This is a genomic window from Nocardioides luteus, from assembly GCF_014648595.1.
Classification (GTDB): domain Bacteria; phylum Actinomycetota; class Actinomycetes; order Propionibacteriales; family Nocardioidaceae; genus Nocardioides; species Nocardioides luteus.
On record NZ_BMRK01000016.1, the window covers coordinates 30,185 to 44,538 of the forward strand.

The following is a 14,354-nucleotide window of genomic DNA, read 5'->3' on the forward strand; positions in this document are numbered from 1 at the left end:
GAAGGGCTTCAGTTCGTCCGGCGGGGGTCGAAGGCCACCTTCACGGTGCCGAGCCGGCCGGCTGATTGGGCATGGTCGAGGGCCTCGCGCCAGCGGTGGAGCGGGTAGGGCGCGACGGTCTTGGCGAGACGGCACATCCCGTCGTGGCCGACGAGGTCGAGCGCGGTGGCGAAGTCGCCCGACCCCCGGGAGGAGGCGTACGTCCCCACCACCTCGAGCTCGCGGAACCAGGCCGCGGAGAGATCGGCGGAGGCGGGCATCCCGGAGAGCACCACGCGACCACCTGCGCGGGTGGCGTGCAGGCAGGTCTGCAGCGACTCCTTCGAGCCGACGGCGTCGAGCGCGACGTCCACGCCGCCGAGGAGATAGGGCGAGGCCATCATCTCGGGCTCGAGCATGAAGGCGCTGGTCGCGCGGCGGATCCGGCGCAGCGTCTCGCTCGGCGCGACGACTTCCGTGGCGCCGAACTCGAGCGCCAGCTCGCGCTGGTGGGCGTGCTTGGCGACGACCACGATCTCGCCGGCGTCGGTGAGCTCGCGCAGGGCGAGCGTGGCGAGCAGGCCGACGGCTCCGGCGCCGGAGACGAGCACGCGATCGCCGGGCTCGACCGCAGCCCGGCGGGCGGTGTGCACGGCGCAGGCGACCGGCTCGACGAGCAGCGCCTGCTCGTCGGAGTAGCCCTCGGGCACGACGTGGAGCTGGGAGCGGTGCACCGAGAGCTGCTGCGACCAGCCGCCACCGGTGTCGTGGCAGAAGCCGGTCTGCAGCCCCGCGGAGATGTCGCCCACGGTGATCCGCGAGCACCGGTTGGTCTCTCCCCGCGCACACGCCTCACACGCCTCCAGCCCGCGCGCTGCGCAGGTCAGCACGGGGTCGACGACCACCCGCGTACCTGCCGCCAGGTCGCCGCACGGGTCGACCAGCTCGCCGACGATCTCGTGGCCGGGGACGAACGGCAGGCTCACCAGCGGCTGGAAGTAGAGGCTGGTGCGTCCCGACAGCATCCCCAGGTCGGACCCGCAGATCCCCGACAGCGAGACCCGCAGCCGCGCCCACCCCCCGTGCTCGACCTTCGGCGGGTCCAGCGTCACCATCCGCAACGGCGCCGCCGCCCCGGTCAGCAGCATCGGCAGCCGCCCACCGGCCACCTTCCCCAGCGCCGTCTTCGCGACGCTGCGATACATCTCCAGCGCCAGCACGTCAGCACCCCACCTTCGCCGACTCGGCGCAACTGCCCCAGAATCCATCGCCGAGTCGGCGCAACTGCCTCAGCTCAGAGCGTCGAGTCGGCGCATCTGCCCCGAGTGGTCGGACCGGTCTGGGGCAGATGCGCCGACTCGGCGTCTCTACGTGGGGCAGACGCGCCGACTCGGCGTCCGTACGTGGGGCAGATGCGCCGGCTCGGCGGGGTGGGGTCATCGGGCGCTCCGTCCGACGGGGTCGAGGGTGCGGGTCGTGTGGGCCGGCGAGCCCCAGTCGGCGATGGGCCAGTGGGACCGCTTGGCGTGCCGGAAGAGAGGTACGTCGGGGCGGACCGCGACGGGGTGGCCGACCGCGGCGAGCAGCGGGAGGTCGGAGTGGGAGTCGGCGTAGGCGAAGCAGTCGGCCGGCGAGATGCTTTCGCGGCGCGACCACTCCCGCACGAACGCACCACGGGACTCCCCCACGAGCGGCGAGGAGGCCAGGTGGCCGGTGCAGAAGCCGCGGTCGTCGACGGCGAGATCGGCCGCCTCGATGTGGTCGAAGAGCGGCAGCAGCGGCCGGGTCAGCGGCCGGATCGCGCCGGTGACCAGCACCGTCACGTGCCCGGCGGCGCGGTGCTCGCGGATCCGCCGCACCGCGTCCGGCGCCAGCCGTCCGAGGATGTGGGCGGTCAGGTGCTCGTCGACGATCGCGTCGAGCTCGGACAGGCGCGCGCCGGCGTACTCCTTGTAGACCGTACGCAGCAGCGAGCTGCGCTCGGCACGGTCCGACCACACATAGCCGGGCACCTTGCCCGCCATCCGGGCGATCTCGGCTGCCTTCCTGGTGCCGGAGAGCTCGCCGAGGCGGAGCCAGAGGTAGGTCTCGATGACGTTGGAGGACATCAGGGTGCCGTCGAGGTCGAAGAAGGCCGCGACCCGGCTCTTCTCGGCCTCTGCCCCGGTCGAGCCCTCCGAGCCCGCGGCGATCCGCGGCAGCCGCCCAGGAACCGGCTTCTTCCGCAGCTTGCGCAGCTCGTCGAGCTCGCGGACCGGCTTGGTCACCGACGGCACGTGGATGCCGTAGAGGTAGTCGTGCCAGTCGATGACGCCGGTGTCGAAGGCGAAGGTCTCCTGGTCGGCGGGCGATAGCGAGCGGTAGAGCGCGAGCGTGTTGGCGTCGACGAAGCGCAGGTCGGCCTGGGCGTACTCCTTGTAGAGGTCCAGGTAGCGCCGCAGGAACTTGAGCCGCCGCCCTTGGCGGTCGAGGGCGCGGGCCCAGCTGCGGGTGCGGTCGCTGCGCGGCGCCAGGCCGAGCAGCGTGTCGGCGATCTTGTGGACCTTCTCGCCGGTCGCCATCATCCGCTCGACGCTCGCCCCGCCGGGGAACGTCCACTCCGGCAGCCGGGCCGCGCCGCGGTCGCCGGCCGCGAACGGCTCCTTGGAGAAGTAGGCCCGGACGTTCTCGTAGAGCATCCCGAACGTGACCGGGTTGCGGTCGCCGGAGGCGAGGTGGAAGTAGGCCGGCTCGCCGTGGGCCGGCGGGTGGGCGAGGCAGGCGACGATCGAGGCGACGACGTGGTCGACGGGGACGATGTCGATCGCGGTGTCGGCGGCCGCCGGGAAGAGCGGCAGCTCGCCGCGGCCGTAGGCGAGGATCAGCGGCTCGGCCATCTTGAAGCCCTCGATCCAGCCCGGATGGGGGCGGGAGATCGCCGACTCGATGATCGCCGGGCGGTAGATCGTGGCGCGGTGGCCCGTGGCGGCGTAGGCCTCCACCACCCGCTCCCCCAGCGCCTTGGTGAAGGTGTAGCAGTCGGTCCAGCCCAGCGACCGCGCCCGCTCGGCGCCGAGGCGGACGAGCTCGTCCTTCACCCACTTCTTCCGCGCCTCCTCGGTGGCTGCAGCCGCGGTGATCAACCCGGCCCGGCCGTGCTCGCGCTCTGCCTGCTTGCGCAGCCTCGAGATCACCTCGACGCTGCGCGAGCGCTCCTCGGCGGCGGCACGCTGGGCGAGTCCCCAGGCGAGCTCGGTGTCCACGTCGACCGCGTGCTCGACCGGCCCCTCCGGGATGTGGCCGCGGCGGCGGCCGGAGACGTAGGCCGTCGAGACGTGCAGATAGTGGATGTCGCGTCCGGTCTCCTCGATCCGCCTGAGCAGCTCGCGCACGCCGACGACGTTGGTCGTGAAGCCCTCGTCGACCGGCGGGTCGAAGGAGACGTCGCCCGCAGAGTGCACGACCGCGTCCAGGTCGCCGGGGAGCGGCGGCGGGTCGGACAGGTCACCCTCGACCACGCCGACCTGCGCGTCGGCAACCGTCTCGAAGATCGGCTTGGCCAGCAGTTTCGCGATCCGGTCCGCTCCCGAGATCGACCCCTTGGGCCGGACGAGGACGCTGAGGCGTACACCGGGAACCTCGGTCAGCAGCAGGTGCAGCAGCGCCTCGCCGACGAAGCCGGTCACCCCGGTGAGCAGCACGTGCTGCCTTGCGAGCCGTTCTCTGATGTCAGAGGTCACGCCCGCGATTCTGCCAATCCGCCCAAGACCTCGCGGGGGTTCTGTTCAAATCGACACCCAACCTTCGGCACGGCTCGACGCGAGCCAGCGTCAGGGCGCGTCAGCGGTGAGCCGAGCCGCAGGCGGGAGATCGCGTACGTCCGCGGCCGCCGCCGAGACCGGGTCGGCCGGCAGCTGGTCGACCTGCTCGCGACACCACACCGACACCTGACGGCTGCCGTCGAGGACCGCGGCACGGAACGGCGCCCACGGCTCCCAGCGGGCCTCCCCCACCTCGTCGGGGTCGGCGGAGATCGTCCCGGGGGCGGTGCCGGGGACGCGGGCGACGAAGACCGGGCACATCTCGTTCTCCACGGTGCCGTCCTGCTCGGCGCGGTATCGGAACCGCGGCAGCACCAGCCGCAGCTCGGTCACGGTGGTGCCGAGCTCCTGCTCGACGCGGCGGCGGACGGCGTCCTCGAGCGGCTCGCCGGGCGCGGGGTGGCCGCAGCAGCTGTTGGTCCACACGCCGGGGAAGGTGCGCTTGTGAAGGGCGCGCTGGGTCACCAGCACGTTGCCGGCGTCGTCGAAGAGGTAGCACGAGAAGGCGAGGTGGAGCGGGGTGGCGGCGTGGTGCACGCCGGCCTTGTCGGCGGTGCCGACGGCACGGCCGCCCTCGTCGAGGAGCACCACCAGCTCAGGCGTCACGGTGTCGGTCGGGCTGCTGTCGGTCGCGGTCATGCGGACTCCCTCTCGGGGTCGATGGAGCTGGTCGGTGACGGGGTCGAGGAGCCTCGGCGGCCACGCCGGGCCACCACGAGCGAGAGGCCGACGCCGACGACCGCGACGAGCCAGCCGACGAGCACGTCGACGACGTAGTGCTCGCCGGTGTAGACGAGGGTCAACGCCATCGCCAGGGCGTACGCCGCGAGCAGGACGCGCGCGAGCCACGGCACCGACGGCCACAGGAAGAGCGCCACCAGCAGCGCGGCGCCTGCGTGCAGCGACGGCATCGCAGCCACCGGGTTGCTGCCGGACTGGCCCATCTGGACGAGCCCTCCGGCCGCGTCGAGCCCGAGGGCGTCCCAGCCGATGTGGGAGATGCGGTCGATGGCGCCGATGTCGCCGCGCTCGGCGGCCAGCCAGGGCGGCGCGGCCGGGTAGGCGACGTAGCCGGCGATGCCGAGCAGCGACATGGTGAGCACGGCGGTGAGCCACTGCCCGAACCGGTCGCGCAGCCAGAACCACGCGACCGCGGTGATCAGCGGGATGGTCACGAAATGGGTGATGTAGACGAGCGCTCCCGCGATGTCGTACCAGTGCGGGGAGCCGTCGACGAGGCGGGCCTGCAGCCAGACGCTTGGCACTGCCCCGAACAGGGCCTCGTCGGCGCGCGCCGGCCCGAGCACGTGCAGGCTCGCGCTGAGGCGGTTGGTGTCGGCGCCGTCGCCCACCCCGAGCGGGGCGGTGATCCACTGCGCCAGCCAGTAGGCGACCAGGATCGCGCTGAGCGGAGACCAGGCGATCAGCAGCTGGGCGATCGGCCCGTGACGGGAGTCGGGGGCGTCCGCGCTCTTCTTCCGCGGTGGCGCCGTGGCCGCGCCGGAGCGGGGTCGGGCGGTGGCGGGGATCGTCATGGCGTGCTCCGTCGGCGTGAGATGCGCCCCAGCAGGGCCTGGGTGCGAAAGCGGTTGTAGCGCTGGATGGCGATGAACGGCAGGTTGACCAGCACGCCGTAGGCCACGAGCAGGAACGCGGCCAGGGGCGGGTTCCAGAGGACGAAGAGCGGGCCGCACCACAGCGCCCACCAGTGGGCGAGCTCGGCACGACGGGTCTCGCGCACAAAGAGCTCGAGGCCCTCGGCGTCGAGCGCGGGCAGCTCACGCTTGCTGACTCCACCCTCGAACATGGCGCCCGCTTCGGGCAGCCGGTCCTTCCAGCGGTGGATGCGCAGGCGTCGGCGGTACCAGCGGCCGCGGTCCTCGAAGCGGCGCTCTCGCAGCCCCCAGCCGTCGCGCGACAACCGCTCGTCGCTCAGCCGGTAGGCGGCGTAGCCGGTGGCGGCGTGGAAGGCTCCCCACGCGACGATGTCGACCACGATCGTGAGGGTCTGCGGCATGACGAGCTGGAGCATCAGGCCACCTTCTCCCCGGACCGGCGCCCCGCGACGGAGACCTCGCGGCCCCGCCAGGGCACGGAACGGCGGACCGCGGTGAGGGCCAGCGAGCGAGCGAAGACGAGGTCGAAGGCCAGCAGGGTCACCGGGAACAGCGCCCACGTCCACCACCGGAACGAGCCGGCCCGGCGAAACACCCAGCGCAGCTGCAGCGCGATGACGAGGTACGCCGCGGCCCAGAGCAGAGGGCTGCCGGTGACCAGCGACCCGCCTCGTCCGGTGAGCGCGACGAGGAGCGACAGGACTGCGCCCACGGAGACAGCGTGGTGGGCGCAGATCCAGGCCACGGTCGCGGCGGTCGCCGACGGCGAGGCGTCGGCAGCGCCGGATGCGATGTTCTTGGTCCACCCGGCCACGAGCTGGTCCAGACCGCCGGGATAGCTGCGCATTCGCACCGCGTCGCCGCCGACGGCGCACCAGACCGGCAGCCCCGCCCGGTGGTACGCAGCGGCGAGGGCGGCGTCGTCGAGGATGTCGGCGCAGACCGCTTCGTGCCCGCCCGCGCGCTCGTAGTCCTCGCGGGAGGTCAGCAGGCACGGACCGAACGCCATCGGCGCACGTCTCGCGGGCTCCCCTCGGCCGCGCCGGGTGAAGGCCGCACTGGCCATCAGCGCGACGACGTTGAAGTAGGCCGAGAGCTGCTCGTAGGGACGTACGACCTCGTGGTGCGGCTGCACCGAGACGAGCCCTCCGTGGCGAGCGTGCGCGGCGAGCAGGCCCGCGAGAGCGCCCGGCCGGAGCACGGTGTCGGCGTCGAGGAAGAGCAGCAGGTCGCCCGTCGCCGCGGCGGCACCGGTGTGGCAGGCCCAGGCCTTGCCGGTCCACCCGGGTGGTGGGGTGCCCGTCTGCACCACCCGCGCGCCGCCGGCTCGAGCCACCTCTGCGGTGGCGTCGTGGGAGGCGTCGTCGACCACGACCACCTCGCGGACCCCGGGCAGCTGCTCGGCCACCGACCACAGCAGCGCCGGCAGGGTCTTCTCCTCGTCGCGCGCTGGGACCACCACCGACACCGAAGCGACGGCATTCGTCGCGTCGTCGGTGTTCGGCAGGGTGCGGAGGTCCGCCAGCAGCCGCTGCGCCCAGACCGCCGCGCCGACGAGCAGCGCCGCGAGCGCGAGGTCGAGGAGCAGGGCAGGCGTCACGGCGTACCCGTCCGCCGGACGAGGAGCGGCATGCCGCCACGGGGATGGACGGCGACCTTGGTCTCCGCCGCCGGGCGCGTCCAGCCGTCCGGGCCGCCGGGCACGTCGATGCGGTGCTCGCGCAGCAGCTCGGCGAGGACGAGGACCATCTCGCCGAGCGCGAACTCCCGTCCGATGCACAGTCGCGGTCCCTGACCGAACGGGAGGTAGCCGGTGCGGGCGGTGCCGTCGAGGAAACGCTCGGGACGGAAGGCCTCGGGCTCGGGCCAGATGTCGGGGCGCCGGTGGACCAGCCACGGGCTGATGATCGCGAGGGTGCCCGCCGGGACGTGCCGCCCGGCGAGCTCGTCGTCGCGGTGGGCGCGGCGGGAGATGGCCCAGGCCGGCGGGAAGAGGCGGAGTGCCTCGTCGACGACCGCACGCGTCCACGGCAGGCTCTCGCGGTGACCCACGAGCGGGACCGGACCGGGGTGGGCCTCGAGCTCGGCGCGCACCCGGTCCTGTGCCTGCGGATTCTCCGCCAGGAGCATCAGCGTCCATGCGAGCGCGGCCGCTACGGTCTCGTGGCCGGCGATGACCATCGTGACGAGCTCGTCACGGATCTCGCCGTCGGTCATGCCGCTGTCGAGCAGCAGCCCGAGGAGGTCGTCGCCGTGGTGGGTCGTCCGGCCCGGTCCACCGGCACGCGCGTTACGAGCCCGCCGCTCGGCGATGATCGCGGCGGTGGCGGCGTCGAGACGACGACGGGCCGAGCGCAGCCGGAGGTTGGTGCGGGTCGGCGTCCACTCGGCGCGAGGAAGGATCGAGCGGCCGAGCCGGACCACCAGGTCGGCGGAGTCGCTGGTGGCCGTCAGCAGGTCTTGGGCGTGCTCGGACAGGTCGGTGCTGAAGAGCGCACGGCCGACCGCGTCGAGGCCGATGGTGTGGGTCAGCTCGGCGACGTCCACGACGGCACCGTCCGCGATCGCGGCGGCGTGGCACCCGCCCAGGCGCGCCGAGATGGCACTGCGTGCGGCGGCGCGCACCTCGTCGCCCACCGCCTCCAGGCGCTGGTGGTGGAAGGCCGGGGCGGCGAGCCGCCGGTGCTCGATCCAGTTCGGCTCGGCCGAGGCGAGCAGCCCGGGACCGGTGACGCGCGCCAGCGCGGCGTACTGGATCGTGTCCTTGCTCCAAGAACGCGCCGAGGTCTGGAGCACGTGGCGGACGTCGGCCGGGTCGTTGAGCAGCAGCGCCGGCGCGCCGGGCACCGGGAAGGAGACGGTGTCGCCGTAGCGCTGCGAGACCTCGCCGAGGAAGGCGAGCGGGTCGGCGCGGATCGACAGAAAGCCTCGGGCCATGTCCAGCGACGTGGGCCCCGGCACCCCGATGTCGGTCGGCTGCATCGCCTGCAGGCGTGTGGTGACGCTCATCGGTGGGTCTCCTCAGCGGCGCGGTCGACACGGTCCGTCCGGGCGTGGTGGCGGCCCAGCCAGGTCCAGACGATGCAGCTCCACAGCACCAGCCCGAAGCCGAACATCAGGTCCTCGACCGGCGCGTAGAACAGGCGGCCGTCCCCGAAAGCCGTGATCCGGCCGCTGCCGATGATCACGTCGCCGGAGTAGCGCACGATGCCGCGGCCGGTCAGCCAACCGTTGGTGAGCAGCTGGAAGAAGACGATGATCGCGTAGGCGAGCCACCAGTCGCGGGTCGAGGTCAGCCGGGTGCGGAAGACCCAGCGGTCCAGCACGACGGCGAGCGGCACGCAGAGAAGCGCGATGGCGGTGTAGGTCATCGGGCGGTCACCTCGCCCGCTCGCGGGATCGCAGAACCGCAGGACGTACGCCGCGGCGGGCCGCGCGGACACCCTCGATCGTCAGCACCGACACCACCGGGATCACCACGAAGAAGCCGATCTCCTCGAGCGGCAGGCCGGCGACACGTGGCGGCAGCGTCTGGCCATCGTCGAACCACCAGTGCCCGACGTGGGTGGCCCACAGATCCCACACCAGGAACGGCGTCCCGGCCAGGCCGATGGTGAGGAGCAGTCGCCCGGGCTGCCTGAGCACCTGCAGCCGGAAGGCGGGCACGAGGGGAAGGGTGCCGGCGAGGCAGAACGCCAGCATCGCGACGTACGCCCAGTGCGGAAGGCTCATGACAGCGATCATGCCTCCATCGGCAGGCTCGAACGGTCACCGCTGAGGCGCTTCAGCACCAGCTCGGCGCTGATCAGGCACATCGGCAGGCCGACGCCCGGGACGGTGCTCGCCCCGGCGTAGAGCAGTCCGTCGACCCTGGCGGACGCGTTGCGCGGCCGCAGGAAGGCGCTCTGGCGCAGGGTGTGCTCCAGCCCGAGCGCTCCCCCGCGCCACGAGTGGTAGCGGGTGGCGAAGTCCTCCGGGCCGACCGTGTGGCGCACCCGGATCCGGTCGCGCAGGTCGGGGACACCCGCCCACGAGGCGATCTGGTCGATGGCCGCGTCGGCCGTACGCTCGACGGTCTCGGACCCGGCGCCGTCGTCGCCGCCGCTGCCGATCGAGGTGTCGGAGGGCACGGGGACGAGCACGAACAGGTTCTCGCAGCCCTCCGGAGCGACGGTGGAGTCGGTCTCGGAGGGCTTGCAGACGTAGATGGAGGCCGGGTCGGGCACTCGTGCGTCCTTGCCGAAGATGTCACCGAAGTTCTGTCCCCAGTCGCGGGTGAAGAACAGCGAATGGTGCGGCAGCTGCGGCAGCCGCCCCTCCACGCCCAGCATCGCCAGCACCGCGCCGGGGCCGGCGGACCGGCCGCGCCATGCCCGCTCGGGGTGCGTCTGCAGCCGGGCGGGCAGCAGCGCGGTCTCGAGGTGGTGCAGGTCGGCGGCTCCGACGACGACGTCGGCCTCGACGGTGCGCGACCCCTCGGGTGAGTCGTGCTCGACGCCCGCGACGACGGGTCGTCCGCCGGCGGCGTCGGTGGTGAGGATGCGGGTGACCGCCGCGCCGGTGTGCAGGCGCGCGCCGTGCTTCTCGGCGAGGTTGGCGATGACCTGGATCAGCCGGGTGAAGCCGCCCTGCGGGTAGAGCACGCGGTCGCCGAGGTCGAGCCGGCTCATCAGGTGATACATGCTCGGCGTACGGCTCGGGGAGGAGCCGAGGAAGACCGCGGGATAGCCCAGCACCTGACGGAGCCGGTGGTCGGCGAACGCGCCGGCGACATGGCTCTCCAGCGACCGCGTCAGAAGCCGGCCGAGGGCGGGCGTACGTCGGAGCACGTCGGGGTGCGCGAAGGCCGTCGGCGAGTCGAAGCTGGTGTAGAGGAACCGGCGCAGCGCCATGTCGTAGGTGTCGTCGGCCGAACGGAGGTACGCGTCGAAGCGGTCCCCCGCACCCGGCTCGAGGCGCTCGAACAGCGCGCGGTTGTGCGCGCGGTCGGGTCGCAGGTCCACCGGCTCGGAGTGGCCCTCGAAGAAGACGCGGTAGCTGGGGTCGAGCACGGTCAGGTCGAACTCGGTCTCGGCCGTGGTGCCGAGCAGCGAGAAGAAGTGCTCGAAGACCTCCGGCATCAGGTACCACGAGGCGCCGGTGTCGAACCTGAAGCCGTCCCGCTCGACGCTGCCGACGCGGCCGCCGAGGTCGCCGTTCTTCTCCAGCAGGTCGACCGAGTGGCCGCGCGAAGCGAGGAGCGCCGCGGTGGCCAGGCCGGCGATGCCGCCGCCGACGACCACCACGCGCTGCGGCGACCCGTCACCGGCCCGGCGGGACGTCGCGGTCAGCCGGCTGAGTCGTCCGGGCAGGCTCATGACCGGCCTCCGCGCAGCGAGCTCACGGCGAGGCGCAGCTTGACCGGTGCCGGGACGCGGACGCGCGTGTGACGGATCTCGTCCGCGGATGCGGCACGCAGCCGCTTGGCCAGCTCGGCGAAGGTCGCGTGGGCCGCACGGACCGCACGGCAGCTGCTCGGCGGCAGCTCGGGCACGACCGCCGCAGCCGTCCGCAGGTCCTCGTCGACATCATCGAGGATGCGGTCGCGATCTGCCTCGCAGAACTGCTCGACGTCCAGGCCGGGGAAATAGTCGCGGCGCAGCACGTCGTGGTCGTCGGACAGGTCGCGTACGAAGTTGAGCTTCTGGAAGGCGGCGCCGAGGCTCCGTGCGCCCGGGGTGAGCCGCTCGTACTGCGCGTCCCGGTCGGGCGGCGCGTCGGGCGCGGCCAGGAACGCCCTCAGGCACATCAGCCCGACGACCTCGGCCGAGCCGTAGACGTAGCGGTCGAAGCTCTCCTGGGTGTGGGTCGCGGTGTCGAGGTCGGTGCGCATCGAGGCGAAGAACGGCGCGACGATCTCGGGCTCGATCCCGACGGCGATGGCGGTGCGCGCGAAGGCGTGCACCACCAGGTTGCCGCTGTAGCCGACGCGCATCGCGTGCTCGACGTCGTTCTCGAGCCAGTCGAGCATGGTGGCGCGCGCGGTCCGGTCGAGGCTCGGGTCGGGGTTGTCGACGATCTCGTCGGCGACGCGCACGAGTGCGTAGATGTTGCGGACCTGGGTGCGTACCGGACCACCCAGCAGGCGGGATGCCAGACCGAAGGAGCTGGAGTACTCACGGATCACCACGGCCGCGCTCGACTCGGAGACGGAGTCGTAGAGGCTGGTCGGAGTGCGCGGAGGGGCGCTGCGGCCCACCAGGAGCGTCATGCCGCGACCTCGCTGTCGTCGGCCAGCACGGCCGGTCGGACCGGCACACCGTCGATCAGGTCGACCGGGATGCCCATGCCGTCGAGCACGGCGTGCGCCTGGTCGACGTGCTGCTGGGCGAGGTCCTCGACGAAGCTCCGCGAGCCGGAGGCGACCAGGAGCGCTCGCACCTCGTCGAGCTCGTCGTCGGTGAGCTCCCGGCCGAGGTAGCCACTGATCTGCGGCCACGCCGAGGTCGTACGGGCGTGGACGAGGAGCGGCGTCTGCTTGCGGGTGCGCAGGTCGCAGGTGGTGCTCTTGCCCGAGCGGGCCGGGTCGCCGAAGACGCCGATGAGGTCGTCGGCGAGCTGGAAGGCGACCCCCATCACCCGGCCGACGTGACCGAGCCGGCTGATCGTCTCCTCCTCGGCGCCGGCCAGCACCGCACCCGCCTGCAGCGGCAGGGCGAAGGAGTAGGCGCTGGTCTTCTGCGCCTCCATCGTCAGGCTCTGGGCGAGTGTCGCGGGCGCCAGGTCCAGCGAGTGGCGGACGTCGGCGAGCTCGCCGGACGCCGTCCGATGCATCGCGGTGTCGAAGAGGTCGAGCAGCCGCTCGACGACCTCGGCCGGAGCCGCGCTCAGCGCGACGGTGCGCACCGCGGCGGCGAGCGCCAGGTCGCCGGCCAGGATCGCGGCGGTGAGGCCGTACTCACCGGCCTGCTCGGCATCGGCTCCGTCGATCCCAGCCAGGGCGCGGAAGGTGCCGCTGACGTTCGGCCGCCCCCGACGTACGTGGTCGTCGTCGATGACGTCGTCGTGGATGACGAACGCGGTGTGCAGCAGCTCGACCGCCGCACCGACCTCGGCGGCCACCTCGGAGGCGTCGCCACCCAGCGCGTCGTGGGTCGCGACCACCAACGCGGGCCGGAACCGTTTCCCTCCCTCGGTGGCGGCGCAGAGCGCCTCCCACAGCAGCGCATGGTGCGCGTCGATCGCGGCTGCGCGCCGTCGACCCGCGTCGAGAATCCGTGCAAGTGCCGCATCAGTGCCGGTGCCGATCATCTGTGCCTCCCCCAGTCGCCATTCCCTGAAATCTAAATCTATGCAATACTTTGAACTAAATCTAGACAAAACGCAAAGGATCGGAGGAGGTTTGGACATCCAAGGCCGCGCATCCCTCACCATCGGCGATCTGGCACATAGGACTGGGGTACCCATTTCGACGCTGCGCAGTTGGGAGAGGCGCTACGGGTTTCCCGAGCCGCACCGTCAGCCCGGGGGCCATCGCCGCTACAGCGAAGCGGATGTCGAGGCGGTCTTGGACGTGCTGGCACGACGGCGCGGGGGCCTCTCGCTCGCCGCCGCCGTCACGCGTGCCGACGCCCCGCAGCTGCGGTCGAGGTCCGTCTTCGCCGATCTCCGGCGGCTCTACCCGCTGCTCAGGCCGCAGGTGCTCTCGCGAGGCACGCTCGTGTCGATGAGTCACGCGATCGAGGACGAGTGCGCAGCGCGCGCGGCCGATCCGATCCTCTTCGGCGGGTTCCAGCGCGAACGGTTCCTGCGTGCGTCCTACGACCGCTGGCGCGAGCTCGCGCGCACGGCCCGCTCCGCCGTGGTGTTCGCCGACTTCCCGCACGGGCCCGACCCGGCGCCGCCGGCGCAGGGACGCCTCCTGGAGATCGCGCTCGCGCCGGACTCGCCGCTCCAGCGCGAGTGGGTGGTCGTGTGCGATGCCGTCGACCTGCCGGCGTGCCTGGTCGCGGTCGAGCGTCCCGGCCAGGGTCCCGACGGAGCGGGCCAGCGTACGTTCGAGGCGATCTGGTCCGTCGACCCGCAGGTGGTCCGCGAGGCCAGCCGGATCGCCGGCGACCTCGCCGACGAGCTGCGGCCGGACTGGCGCCGCGACGACCTCCCCGCCCAGGCCGACCCGCCGGGCGCGTCCGAGGACCTCCACCGGGCCACACTGCTCTTCGACCGGATGGTCGCCTACATCGACGCCCGCCACGGACCGTCGACCTGAGGATCGCCGGTTGCGGCCTCCCGTGGGTGACCTGCGAAACTGGCCGCACCACGATCTTGAGGAGCCGTACGTGTCGAGGATGCTGCTGAGCGCCGCAGCCCTCCTCTCGGCGACCGCTCTCGCGGGCTGCGGGTCCGGCGAGCCGACCAGCAGCAGCCCCGCCCCCGGCCCCTCCACGGCCGCCACCGCCATCGAGCCCTCCGGCCCTTGCCTCTTCGACCCTGGCCAGGTCGCCAGCGCCATTCCCGGCACCTGGGAGCACACCGCCGACGCCGACGTCTGCACCTACACCAGCGACCGCGGCGCCATCTTCGTGACCACCCTGGTCGACACCTCCGTCGAGGCGGGCCTCGACGCCAGCCGCGCCGACTGCCTCCCCTCCCCCTCCCCGGTGGAGATCGGCGACCGTGCCTTCGTATGCATCGAGAAGCACACCGACGGTGACCTCGTCGTCGGCAACGTCGCCCTCGGCAGCAACCTGTGGTCCCTGGTGATAGTCCCGGACGAAGGCGTACACGACGCCGAACTAGGCGCCATGGGCCGCCTGGTAGAAATGGTCACCACCCCCTGACCCCCCGCCGAGTGGTCAGAAATCGACGCCGAGTGGTCGAAAAATGAGCTCGAGAGGTCGGAAATCGAGCGCGAGTGGTCGATTCTCCTACGCGGAGAATCGACCACTCGGCATCAATTTTCGACGTTTCGTCGCCGTTT

The 14,354-nt window shown here is 72.4% G+C and carries 14 protein-coding genes; 2 read left to right on the top strand and 12 right to left on the bottom strand.

Annotated elements, in window-relative coordinates; genetic code table 11:
* Positions 1 to 8: 8 nt before the first annotated feature.
* The 12 genes from IEY81_RS18160 to IEY81_RS18215 form a co-directional block, all read right to left on the bottom strand.
* Entirely contained in the window at positions 9 to 1,199 is a 1,191-nt protein-coding gene (locus IEY81_RS18160; protein WP_189119905.1) for a zinc-dependent alcohol dehydrogenase, read from the bottom strand.
* Positions 1,200 to 1,415: 216 nt separating this feature from the next.
* The gene (locus IEY81_RS18165; RefSeq protein WP_229787977.1) at positions 1,416 to 3,698 is read right to left on the bottom strand and encodes an HAD-IB family hydrolase; all 2,283 of its coding nucleotides are present in this window, start codon (positions 3,696 to 3,698) and stop codon (positions 1,416 to 1,418) included.
* A gap of 90 nt (positions 3,699 to 3,788) precedes the next feature.
* Positions 3,789 to 4,418: an isopentenyl-diphosphate Delta-isomerase gene (gene idi / locus IEY81_RS18170; protein ID WP_189119906.1), complete on the bottom strand. Its 630-nt coding sequence runs from the start codon at positions 4,416 to 4,418 to the stop codon at positions 3,789 to 3,791.
* Positions 4,415 to 5,314 (bottom strand): phosphatase PAP2 family protein, encoded by a 900-nt coding sequence (locus IEY81_RS18175; RefSeq protein WP_189119907.1) that lies wholly within the window; start codon positions 5,312 to 5,314, stop codon positions 4,415 to 4,417. Before IEY81_RS18175 ends, idi begins: the two co-directional genes overlap by 4 nt.
* On the bottom strand, positions 5,311 to 5,811 hold the full coding sequence (locus IEY81_RS18180; protein ID WP_189119908.1) for a glycosyl-4,4'-diaponeurosporenoate acyltransferase CrtO family protein: 501 nt from the start codon (positions 5,809 to 5,811) through the stop codon (positions 5,311 to 5,313). Before IEY81_RS18180 ends, IEY81_RS18175 begins: the two co-directional genes overlap by 4 nt.
* The gene (locus IEY81_RS18185) at positions 5,811 to 6,995 is read right to left on the bottom strand and encodes a glycosyltransferase family 2 protein (protein WP_189119909.1); all 1,185 of its coding nucleotides are present in this window, start codon (positions 6,993 to 6,995) and stop codon (positions 5,811 to 5,813) included. The genes IEY81_RS18180 and IEY81_RS18185 overlap by 1 nt, the downstream gene beginning before the upstream one ends.
* Complete coding sequence (locus IEY81_RS18190) at positions 6,992 to 8,404, bottom strand: cytochrome P450 (RefSeq protein WP_189119910.1); 1,413 nt, start codon at positions 8,402 to 8,404, stop codon at positions 6,992 to 6,994. The genes IEY81_RS18185 and IEY81_RS18190 overlap by 4 nt, the downstream gene beginning before the upstream one ends.
* The gene (locus IEY81_RS18195) at positions 8,401 to 8,766 is read right to left on the bottom strand and encodes a lycopene cyclase domain-containing protein (protein WP_189119911.1); all 366 of its coding nucleotides are present in this window, start codon (positions 8,764 to 8,766) and stop codon (positions 8,401 to 8,403) included. Before IEY81_RS18195 ends, IEY81_RS18190 begins: the two co-directional genes overlap by 4 nt.
* Before the next feature lie 7 nt (positions 8,767 to 8,773).
* Complete coding sequence (locus IEY81_RS18200) at positions 8,774 to 9,127, bottom strand: lycopene cyclase domain-containing protein (RefSeq protein WP_189119912.1); 354 nt, start codon at positions 9,125 to 9,127, stop codon at positions 8,774 to 8,776.
* An 8-nt stretch (positions 9,128 to 9,135) separates the two neighbouring features.
* Positions 9,136 to 10,752, bottom strand: coding sequence for a phytoene desaturase family protein (crtI, locus tag IEY81_RS18205; protein ID WP_189119913.1), 1,617 nt, complete (start codon positions 10,750 to 10,752; stop codon positions 9,136 to 9,138).
* Positions 10,749 to 11,645, bottom strand: a complete 897-nt coding sequence (locus IEY81_RS18210) for a phytoene/squalene synthase family protein (protein ID WP_189119914.1) — start codon at positions 11,643 to 11,645, stop codon at positions 10,749 to 10,751. Before IEY81_RS18210 ends, crtI begins: the two co-directional genes overlap by 4 nt.
* Positions 11,642 to 12,685, bottom strand: a complete 1,044-nt coding sequence (locus IEY81_RS18215) for a polyprenyl synthetase family protein (protein WP_189119915.1) — start codon at positions 12,683 to 12,685, stop codon at positions 11,642 to 11,644. Before IEY81_RS18215 ends, IEY81_RS18210 begins: the two co-directional genes overlap by 4 nt.
* A gap of 40 nt (positions 12,686 to 12,725) precedes the next feature.
* Here IEY81_RS18215 and IEY81_RS18220 point away from each other — a divergent pair, with 40 nt between their 5' ends.
* Positions 12,726 to 13,643 (top strand): DICT sensory domain-containing protein, encoded by a 918-nt coding sequence (locus IEY81_RS18220; RefSeq protein ID WP_189119916.1) that lies wholly within the window; start codon positions 12,726 to 12,728, stop codon positions 13,641 to 13,643.
* 70 nt (positions 13,644 to 13,713) lie between these two features.
* Positions 13,714 to 14,214, top strand: a complete 501-nt coding sequence (locus tag IEY81_RS18225; RefSeq protein ID WP_189119917.1) for a hypothetical protein — start codon at positions 13,714 to 13,716, stop codon at positions 14,212 to 14,214.
* The last annotated feature ends 140 nt before the right edge of the window (positions 14,215 to 14,354 follow it).

Coding starts and splice junctions, on each gene's coding strand:
- idi (WP_189119906.1), bottom strand. CDS start 4,418: ATGACCGCGACCGACAGCAGCCCGACCGACACCGTGACGCCTGAGCTG.
- IEY81_RS18175 (WP_189119907.1), bottom strand. CDS start 5,314: ATGACGATCCCCGCCACCGCCCGACCCCGCTCCGGCGCGGCCACGGCG.
- IEY81_RS18180 (WP_189119908.1), bottom strand. CDS start 5,811: ATGCTCCAGCTCGTCATGCCGCAGACCCTCACGATCGTGGTCGACATC.
- IEY81_RS18190 (WP_189119910.1), bottom strand. CDS start 8,404: ATGAGCGTCACCACACGCCTGCAGGCGATGCAGCCGACCGACATCGGG.
- IEY81_RS18195 (WP_189119911.1), bottom strand. CDS start 8,766: ATGACCTACACCGCCATCGCGCTTCTCTGCGTGCCGCTCGCCGTCGTG.
- IEY81_RS18200 (WP_189119912.1), bottom strand. CDS start 9,127: ATGAGCCTTCCGCACTGGGCGTACGTCGCGATGCTGGCGTTCTGCCTC.
- crtI (WP_189119913.1), bottom strand. CDS start 10,752: ATGAGCCTGCCCGGACGACTCAGCCGGCTGACCGCGACGTCCCGCCGG.
- IEY81_RS18210 (WP_189119914.1), bottom strand. CDS start 11,645: ATGACGCTCCTGGTGGGCCGCAGCGCCCCTCCGCGCACTCCGACCAGC.
- IEY81_RS18215 (WP_189119915.1), bottom strand. CDS start 12,685: ATGATCGGCACCGGCACTGATGCGGCACTTGCACGGATTCTCGACGCG.
- IEY81_RS18220 (WP_189119916.1), top strand. CDS start 12,726: ATGCAATACTTTGAACTAAATCTAGACAAAACGCAAAGGATCGGAGGA.